The organism is Paenibacillus sp. FSL M7-0420, from assembly GCF_038002345.1.
In the GTDB taxonomy this organism is placed as follows: Bacteria; Bacillota; Bacilli; order Paenibacillales; family Paenibacillaceae; genus Paenibacillus_AQ.
This window is the reverse complement of sequence record NZ_JBBOCJ010000001.1, coordinates 7,655,480-7,664,794: the sequence shown is the minus strand read 5'-3', so window position 1 is coordinate 7,664,794 and position 9,315 is coordinate 7,655,480. Positions and strand designations below refer to the sequence as shown.

Annotated in this window: 9 protein-coding genes and 1 pseudogene; 2 read left to right on the top strand and 8 right to left on the bottom strand. The window is 52.3% G+C overall.

The window, feature by feature from the left end:
• Positions 1-258: 258 nt before the first annotated feature.
• Positions 259-997 (top strand): annotated as a pseudogene (locus tag MKX51_RS33090) (Rpn family recombination-promoting nuclease/putative transposase).
• A 40-nt stretch (positions 998-1,037) separates the two neighbouring features.
• Here MKX51_RS33090 and MKX51_RS33085 read toward each other — a convergent pair.
• From MKX51_RS33085 to MKX51_RS33070, 4 genes are all read right to left on the bottom strand, one after another.
• A complete protein-coding gene (locus MKX51_RS33085) occupies positions 1,038-1,574 on the bottom strand; it encodes a hypothetical protein (RefSeq protein WP_340995447.1) in 537 nt (178 codons plus the stop codon).
• Positions 1,575-1,589: 15 nt separating this feature from the next.
• Positions 1,590-2,474 (bottom strand): DegV family protein, encoded by an 885-nt coding sequence (locus MKX51_RS33080; protein WP_340995445.1) that lies wholly within the window; start codon positions 2,472-2,474, stop codon positions 1,590-1,592.
• A 250-nt stretch (positions 2,475-2,724) separates the two neighbouring features.
• On the bottom strand, positions 2,725-3,741 hold the full coding sequence (locus MKX51_RS33075) for a S66 family peptidase (protein WP_340995444.1): 1,017 nt from the start codon (positions 3,739-3,741) through the stop codon (positions 2,725-2,727).
• A 119-nt stretch (positions 3,742-3,860) separates the two neighbouring features.
• Complete coding sequence (locus tag MKX51_RS33070) at positions 3,861-4,895, bottom strand: AI-2E family transporter (RefSeq protein WP_340995443.1); 1,035 nt, start codon at positions 4,893-4,895, stop codon at positions 3,861-3,863.
• Between the two features lie 235 nt (positions 4,896-5,130).
• Here MKX51_RS33070 and MKX51_RS33065 point away from each other — a divergent pair, with 235 nt between their 5' ends.
• On the top strand, positions 5,131-5,970 hold the full coding sequence (locus tag MKX51_RS33065) for an SDR family oxidoreductase (protein WP_340995441.1): 840 nt from the start codon (positions 5,131-5,133) through the stop codon (positions 5,968-5,970).
• A 57-nt stretch (positions 5,971-6,027) separates the two neighbouring features.
• Here MKX51_RS33065 and MKX51_RS33060 read toward each other — a convergent pair whose 3' ends face one another.
• The 4 genes from MKX51_RS33060 to MKX51_RS33045 are packed head-to-tail and all read right to left on the bottom strand — an operon-like array spanning position 6,028 to position 9,312.
• Positions 6,028-6,474 (bottom strand): hypothetical protein, encoded by a 447-nt coding sequence (locus MKX51_RS33060; RefSeq protein WP_340995440.1) that lies wholly within the window; start codon positions 6,472-6,474, stop codon positions 6,028-6,030.
• Between the two features lie 53 nt (positions 6,475-6,527).
• Positions 6,528-7,445, bottom strand: coding sequence for an ABC transporter ATP-binding protein (locus MKX51_RS33055; RefSeq protein ID WP_340995439.1), 918 nt, complete (start codon positions 7,443-7,445; stop codon positions 6,528-6,530).
• Positions 7,442-8,452 (bottom strand): ABC transporter ATP-binding protein, encoded by a 1,011-nt coding sequence (locus MKX51_RS33050; protein ID WP_340995437.1) that lies wholly within the window; start codon positions 8,450-8,452, stop codon positions 7,442-7,444. Before MKX51_RS33050 ends, MKX51_RS33055 begins: the two co-directional genes overlap by 4 nt.
• Before the next feature lie 14 nt (positions 8,453-8,466).
• Positions 8,467-9,312 (bottom strand): ABC transporter permease, encoded by an 846-nt coding sequence (locus MKX51_RS33045; protein WP_340995435.1) that lies wholly within the window; start codon positions 9,310-9,312, stop codon positions 8,467-8,469.
• Positions 9,313-9,315 lie beyond the last annotated feature (3 nt).

Here is a 9,315-nt window from a genome sequence, read left to right as displayed (position 1 = left end):
CGTGAACACACCTCCATTCTACTATCACTCAACACAGCCAATAGTAGCATAGAGATGCTGATATCGAAATCGAGTGTAAGTTGAATAATGCGTATATCCTTCTGCAACCTCAGGTTGCAAAAGGAGGTTTGCTTCTGTCGGAATAAAATGTGCCTTGATCGAAGAATAGCGCAAATGGGATATATCCTTCCCAGTTAAAAGGAAAATGTACTAATCATGTCTAAGAGTCTGTGAACAGTTGAATGGAGTTCATTGCCGATGAGTGAACTTCTTGATCCCCGAAATGACTTTTTATTCAAACGAATATTTGGCAGTGAGGAAAACCGGGATGTGCTGCTTGCCTTCCTAAACAAGACTTTTCTAGAGGCCAATAGCCCACCTTTAACGGAGATTATTCTACTGAATCCCTATACTGAAAAGGATGCTCCCCGCGACAAACAATCGATACTCGATATTCGAGGGAGAACAGCAGATGGTGAACTTATAAATGTTGAAGAAATGTGTTACCATCAACATACTTAATTACTCATTTATCCCCAACAGCCAATACCATATCGTATTCCATCTTCGTGAAGACTGAAGCGGAATACCACTTATTGATGACATGGAACTACACTTTCTTGAGCTGCCCAAAATTAGCGAACATGCGACTCCTTTAGAGGGTGGCGGATTGATCAACTGGCTGCTCTTTTTAAAGGGTGCAGATAAATCCAATTGGGAGGTGCTGACGATGAATGAACCTGTACTGAAAAAAGCAATGGATACGTTGGAGTTTCTTAGTCAGGATGCGGAGGCCCGCCGATTGTATGAGGACAGACAGAAGTATTTGCATGATGAGGCCTCTATGATTGAAGGAGCTCTTGCTGAAGGAGAGAGGAGAAAAGCAATTCAAATGGCGTTGGAACTTCTCAAGCACGGTATAGAAACATCAATTATAGTGAAAGCCTCTGGGCTATCTGAGACTGAGATTATCGCACTCAAAAACAAGACTAAGTAGCATACAGAAGAGCCAGTCCCATGTGGGCTGGCTCTTCCCTTCACCGGTACCGATCAACCGCCTCATCGCTCCAGACATGCGCTTCGACGTACCGCTCGGGGCCGTATCTTCCGTCATTGTTCCAATGCTGCGGTAACCCGTACTTGTCAATGATGCTCACAATCTCGGGATAGGTATACAGAGTGTGCCTATACTCTTTGCCATCGTTAATCAGCGGGCTGAAGGTCGGCATGGAGTCCCCATAGGTAAAAGAAATCGTGTTCACATCAAATTCCTCAACCGGGATCTTAAGGAATGCGCCATTCTCGAACCAAGTGCTTAGCCACGGACTGTGTTCAACTACCATATAATGCGGGGAGGACCGCTGGACAAGACCGCCTTTACGAATAAATTCCGCCCGGATGATGCTCTCGCAGTTCCGCCGATTGTCTATATACTTATCGTTTCTTTGGGCGCTCTGAGCCTTGGGCTTGGTCTGCTTAATCGTCTCCAGCACGGCCCTCGCCTGATCGCCCGGCAAATCGGATAGGCTGACAAACGGACCCACAGATGCATCATAGTAATGATATAAGAACATCGTTCCGCTCCTTTTCTAGAGCACAGACTCCAGCACTTCCTCCTCAGCATCAATACTATTCAGGGCCGTTCGGTTAATCCAAGACAGCGCCAGTGTTCCCTCGCCCATATGAGCACCTACCACCGGGACAAAGGTCATTATTTCTGTACGCACCGAAGGAGACATGGCCTTAATGGCCCACTCCAGGCTCAGTGCCTCTTCTCTATTGTTGGCGTGCATGATACATACATCCTGGAAGCGGCCGATTTCCTCGTGGATGGTCTCCAGCAGCTTTTGCTTTGTCTTCTTGAAGGTACGTATTTTATCGGCGACGACAATTTTGCCCTCATCGAACCTCAAAAGCAGATGAATCCGCATCAGCTGGCCGAGGAGGAACTGAGATCCGGAGAGCCGTCCGCTGCGGTGCAGCTGGCTCAGGCTGGCAGGGATAATATAGAAGGACATTTCCTCAATGATATTATCAATTCTGTTCTTGATCTCCTGCGCAGAGCAGCCTGCCTGTTGCCAGTGAATACCGCGCAGAAGCATCTCACGGATCGGGTACGCGCCTACTTTGGAATCGATACCAATTACGTTCACTTCAGCGATATCCGCTGCCTGCATCGAGGTGTTGAAGGTCCCGCTAAGCTCGGAGGAACAGTGGATCGCAATAATCTCGTCATACTCTTCCTTCAGACGCTCGTACAATTCCACGAACTCGCCAATCGGCGGCTGGGAGCTGCCTACCTTGTCATGCTGCCGCATTTTCTCATAGAACTGATCGGCGTTAATATCTATATTTTCTTTATAACATTCATTATTGACGATTAGACGGAGGGGAACGATATACACATGGTTATTCTTGGCGAATTCAGAATCAATGGTGCTGGTGCTGTCAGTTACCCAGGCGATGGATTTCATAGTCACTACTCTCTTTCGTGAGGGATTCACTGCTCAGAAATCGGCAGCTATGGCTGTCTGTATATTCATAAATTATACAGGATGCCAAGCCTGCGTAGCGCATTCCTTGAATAATCCCAGCACTTTTTTTCAACTAAATTCGACATAAATTCACATTATATATGACGAATATACCTGTTTAAGAGCGGACTGATTATGGTATGAGAAGAGTGGAAATTAGAGTCAGCACGAGCATCATACTAATGTTTCTCTAATCCCGGAAGTACTGCGTCACCGTTCCCCTGCCCTCTCCAACCTCTACCTCTGCATAGGCCCCGTTGATCAAAGTAACCTGCGGCGGCAGATGTCCGCAGTCGATGTCGTATGTGACCGGCAGGCCCAGCTCATCGGCCAGCTCCTGGTAGACATCCTCTACGGTGTACCCGTCCATAGGGCGGTTAGCCGCGCTCCGGCCGAACATAAGTCCGCTGCAATGCTCGAACCAGCCCGCCAGCTTCATCTGCACCAGGGAGCGGCGCAGGTCGGTCACGGACAGCTCACAGTTCTCTAAGTACCACAGAATCGGCTCATTATGGATATAGTGCTGCTGGAAATGCCGTACCTCTCCATACGGCGTGCCGATCAGATGACGGATGACATCAATGCAGCCGCCCAGCAGGCGGCCCTGCATGGTGATAGTCTGGTTACCCACCGTCTTCCAGCTCGTCGCTTCCGTAAGATTGAACACATGGGGCGAAGGCTCTCCGCCTCCCCATTCCAGCTGGTATTGCTGTGAGGATTGCTGAATGACAGAACCGCCGCTTGGTGTAGATAATACCTTGTCCCACATGGCTGTGGTCGGGTCTGTCTGTCCCCCCCGCAGATCAATGAAGTTCGTGCCATGGGCAGTGGCAATCCCCGTCTTCAGCGTGACAGCCAGCAGCAGCACACTGATATCGGAATACCCGAGAATCCATTTACACTTCATCTTGCTGAAATCCACCTGCTCCAGCATCTCGATCAGCAGCTCCCCGCCCCAGGGAGGCACGATGAGTCCGATGGACTCATCGGCCATCATCGCGTTGAATTCAGCGGCACGTACAGCAGCCGGGGCCGATTTAGCCTTCTCCTGTGTCCACGCTGTCGGTCCGCATACTACGCTGTACCCTCTTTTTTGCAGCCGTTCTACAGCCAGCTCAAGCAGTTCACGAAGCTCCTCTCCCACTCCTGATGAGGGTGCAGTTACACCAATAACGGCTTCTGCTTCTAATACTGGATATCTGATCATCTTATGTCTCCTCCAATGCTTAATATGAAAATAGGCGATACCCGAACCTTCAGCAGGTTGAATATCGCCTATATACGTGTATACGTTGCTATTGCTTACAGTTTATCCAGCCCGGTCTATCATTCCAGCGAAGGCTTATTGTCCCGGCTGATATCCAGAATATCCAGGAAAAAGACGAAGATTGGAATCCCGAGAATCAGTCCCCATACCCCGATATAATGCTCAGAGAACAACAGCACTACGAGCGTGTAGAACATCGGCAGGTTCATCTTGGAAGACATCAGCTTCGGGTTGAGGAAGTAGCCCTCTATGACATGTAACAGGGCAATCATCACCAGAATGTTGATCGTCAGCATCAGTCCGCCCGTGTTATAGCCGATAATGCACAGCGGAATCAGCGAAATGACAAAGCCGACGACCGGAATCAGGCTGAGCATGAAGATCATAATGGAGAGGGCGAACAGATACGGGAATGGCTCGAAAAAGAAACCAAGCACCCACAGCCCGACCACGGTAAACAAAGTATTGAACAGCGCAATCAGAATCTGTGCTTCAATGACCTTGCCGAAGGAGGAGATGAATTTTCTGCCGAAATACTCCAGCTCCACATAGAACCACGAGATTTTGCTGTCTCTCAGGCGGGAGGTGAAGCTGACGATCCGGTTCTTCTCCAGAATGAAGACAAGGCTTAGAATCGTGGACAGGACGAAGGTGGTGCCCCAGTTGCTGATTTTGAAGATATATTCGATCCCCTGATTCAAATAGCTCTGGTAGTTAAGCTCCTTGATCTCTTTGAATAAATACTGCATAATCTCATTCTGCGGAATATCTTCGGAGGTTAATGTGCCGAGAAATGTAGTTAACTGCTTGATCTGTGAGAACACCTTGGGCAGATATTTGACGAGTGCCAATACAATCATGCTAATCAGCGCCAAATACAATATAATAATGATGACCTTGCTGTTCACCTTCACAAATTTGCCGATCCGCTTGCTCAATAGCACCTGAAAGCTGTTCATCACATAAGCGATCAGGAAGGTCAGCAGCACCAGATTCAGCATATCCCTGATACTGTACAGCAGCAGTCCAATCAATCCCAGAATCAAGAAGCGCCGGACTGTTAAATTGGCGACATAACGCTTGAATACTTCCATTGTTCCCTTGTTCCTCTCCATTCGCTGACAGATAAGATTTTTATTATAGTGTACCGTACTGAAAACAATTATAGCAACTTTGGCATCGCCCAATTCGCGCGAAACCACGAACTTTATGTCGATTTACAGGAAGCTCTATTACTATATGCTATAATGTGGGCAAAACTGGAACATTTATACCTTTGTCAACAGGTCCAAATCAATGAAGTTCAAACTAATGGAGGCGAAAGCTGGTATGAACAAAGTAATCTGTATCACCGGAGCATCCTCCGGCATCGGCCTTGCCACTGCACTGAAGTTCGCCCATGAGGGCTGGACGGTCTATGCCGGAACCCGCCATCTGAAGCGTGAACAGGAGCTGTACCAGAATGTGGAGGGTCTGAAGTTCGTAGAGCTGGAAGTGACACAGCCGGAGAGTATTCAGCAGGTTATTGACCGGATAGAAGCGGAGCAAGGCAAGCTGGATCTATTATTCTGCAATGCCGGATTCGGCTACCTGAGAGCGCTTGGACAGGCGCCGTTCCCTGAGATCGAGGATGTCTTCAATACCAACGTGTACGGGGTCATGCATACGATCCGGGCTGCACTGCCGCTGCTGCAAAAGACGGGCTACGCCCATATTGTAGCGACCTCCAGTGTCGGCGGACTGGTCGGGCAGCCGATGAACGAGGTGTACTGCGCCAGCAAATTCGCAGTGGAAGGGCTGCTGGAGAGTCTCGCCACCTATTACAAGCCGCAGTTCAATATCGATATCACCCTGCTGGAGCCAGGAGCGATTGCTACGGAGTTCAATTCAACCGTAATGGGGCATGTCGCCAGCACCGGCGGCGTTCTGGAAGACGAGTACAAGCCGATTCTGGATGCTTATAGAGCGGCCTTCCTGGAGCGGAATGTGGAGCCGCAGAGTGCAGAATCCGTAGCGGAGGTTATGTGGGAGCTGGTACAGCTTGAGACCAAGCCGCTGCGCCTGCGCACCTCGGAGCGGGCCGAAGCCTTCGTTGCCCGCAAGGTCAGCACTGACCCTACCGGACTGGAAGGCGTACTAAGCACGCGCAGAATTCAGTTGAATATGTAAATGTAAACAGCCGCTCCCATTCTTGGAGCGGCTGTTGTGGCTTTCCCTTATCAGATTCTAGCGCTGAATCGGCTCGATCCGGTACGTTCCGGTACTGCCGTCCCCGGCAGGCCCGCCTGTGACCGCCCAGCCGTAAGACAATACATCCTCCAGCCGTTCGCGTTCAGCCTCCGTGAATTCCGCTTCCACCGCTTCCTGCCCCTCCGCAAGCTCCAGCTTCGCTTCAATCCCCAGCGCAACCTCTATCCAGCTGCGGATGCCGCGGATGGTATTGTATTTAATCTGGTAGCCTTCCAGAACCGCCCGGCGGAGTCCCTCCGGCTGTTCCTCTGCAAGGACAGACAACTGCCCGTAATCGAACTCGTATTTACTCTCATCGGCTGGCAGATCCCCTTCGCTCACTCTACGCAGCAGCTCTTCGTCAGATCCGGACAGCGCGCGAAGCGATTCCAGCAGAAGGGCATCCCATTGTGATAATTTGACCTTGCTAGTCGGTATTGTCATTGTATCTCCTCCTTGATTCACAGATGTGTATCTCCTAAGATTCGTTCACAGCATTAGTCTGCATATTCCCCGGCCACATAATGTCCGGGACTCACTTCCCGCAGTGCAGCGGCTTCCTCTGTCCCGCGCACAGCCGGGTAAGCCTCCAGCTGGATTCTGCGGCTGGCCTTCATCGGGTCTGTCTCCAGAATGGAGGAGAGCAGTGCTCTGGTGTATGGATGGAGCGGATGATCATACAGCTCATCGCTTGGAGCCACCTCCACCAGCCGGCCGCCGTACATCACGCCGATCCGGTCGGCAATATGACGGACCATCGACAGATCATGGGCGATGAACAGATAGGTCAGCCCGAACTCGGCTTGCAGATCCTCCAGCATATTAACGACCTGGGCCTGGACAGAGACATCCAGCGCAGAGATGGGCTCATCGCAGACGACGAACTCGGGCCGGACCGACAGCGCCCGTGCAATGGAGATCCGCTGGCGTTGCCCGCCGCTGAATTCATGGGGGAAGCGGTACAGATGCTCCCGCTTCAGCCCCACCTTCTCCAGCAGCTCCGCCACCGCTTCCTTGCGCTCTTCGCCCGGATAGAGACCGTGAATCCGCATCGGCTCACTGATCAGCTCGAGTACATTCAGGCTTGGATTAAGCGAGGAATACGGGTCCTGGAAAATCGATTGAATCCGCCTGCGGAAGGGCTTCAGCCCTTTCTCGCCCAGCTTGCCTAGCGGATGCCCGTCGTAGAACACTTCGCCGTCCGTATAATCGTACAAACGGAGCAGACAGCGCCCGACCGTGGACTTGCCGCTCCCGGATTCACCAACCAATCCAAAGGTCTCGCCCTGACGAATCTGGAAGCTGACCCCATCCACAGCCTTAAGTACACCCTTATCCCGTCCGCGCAGATCCTTGCCCCCCGGGAAATGCTTCTTCAGATTGTTAACCTCTACAAGCACCTTGCGCTCGCTCAAGTGAAATCCCTCCCCGCTGTAACTGCTGTCTTCTCTTCTGTATCTTCGGTCAGCCAGCACATCGAGCGGTGCCCCGGTGCAAATTCGACTACCGGAGGACGTTCACTGCAGCGGGCGAAGGCATGCGGACAACGGTCCATGAACGGGCAGCCGGGCGGGGGATTCAGCAGATCGGGCGGTGTGCCCTCGATCGGAATCAGCCGCTCACGTTCACCGCCGCCGCGCTTCGGTATGGAACGCAGCAAGCCCTGCGTATACGGATGCTGAGGCCGGTAGAAGATATCCTGCACCGTCCCCTCCTCCATAACCAGTCCGCCATACATGACAATGACGCGCGTGCAGACCTGGGCTACTACTCCCAGATCATGGGTGATAAGCGCAACCGCTGTATCTCCCCGTTCCTTCAGCTCTTTGAACAGATCGAGGATCTGCGCCTGGATGGTCGCATCCAGCGCGGTGGTAGGCTCATCGGCAATCAGCAGCTCCGGGCGGCAGGAGAGCGCCATCGCGATCATCACCCGCTGGCGCATCCCTCCGCTGAATTCATGCGGATATTGCTTCAGCCGCTGCTCCGGATCACGGATGCCGACCTGGCGGAGAAGCTCCGCCGCTTCGGTATACGCAGCCGTTTTATCCAGTCCCCGGTGTCTGCGGATAACCTCTGTCAATTGCTGGCCGATTCGCTTGACCGGGTTCAGCGAGGTCATCGGGTCCTGGAAGACCATCGCAATCCGGTTGCCCCGCAAGGACCGCCACTGCTTCTCCGTAAGCCCCTTCAGGCTCTTGCCGCGGAACTCCAGCTTCCCGGCAGTCATATGCCCCGGCGGTGTGATCAGTGACATGACCGCCTTGGCTGTAACGCTTTTGCCGCTGCCGGATTCTCCGACAATGCCTACGGTCTCACCCGCATCAATATGGAAGCTAACTCCACGGACGGCCTGATTCTCCCCGTCCCGGGTAGCGAAGGAAACCTGTAAATTCTCAACAGTCAGCAGCCGTTCAGTCATGATGTTAAGCCCTCCTATCTTCGGATCAGCTTAGGTTCAAAGCCGACCCGCACAATATCTCCCAGCACATTGAAGCTCAGCACGGTAAACAGGATCATCAGCCCGGGGAACAGCGCCAGATAAGGCGCCTGGGCAATATACCCCTGTGCGCTGTTCAGCATACTCCCCCACGTGGCATTCGGGGGCTGTACCCCGAAGCCGAGGAAGCTGAGCGACGATTCCATCATAATGGCCGAGGCAATATTATTCGTCGCCCCTACAATAATCACTGGTACCAGCCCCGGAAGGATATGCCGCCAGATCATGCCGAAGGCACTCTGTCCCGAGGCTTTGGCATATAACACGTACTCCCTTTCCTTGATCGTCAGGGTCTCCGCGCGGACGACACGGGCCACATTCATCCACATCAAGAGAGCAATAATAATGATCAGATTGCCGATACTCGGCTTCAGATAGACGCTGAGCAGCAGCAGGATCAGGAAGGACGGGATCGACATGATAATATCCAGCATCCTCATCAGCAGATTATCGATCCAGCCGCCGAAATATCCGCTGATTACCCCAACCAGCACACCCACAAAGGTTGCTACGACCATGGAGGCAAACCCGACCAGCAGCGAGACCCGGCCTCCGTATAAGGCTCTGGACAGATAGTCGCGGCCATAATCATCGGTGCCGAACAGATGCGCGGCGCCGGGCTTCGTCAGGCGGGCCATGGCATCCATGGCATTCGGATCATGACCGGACAGGAAGGCAAAGACCGCCCCCAGTGTAAACACCGTCAATATGACAAGAGCAGCGACACCCAGACCGTTCGTAAACAGCTCGGACTGCAAGTTTTTCCATTTACTGCGATTCATGAG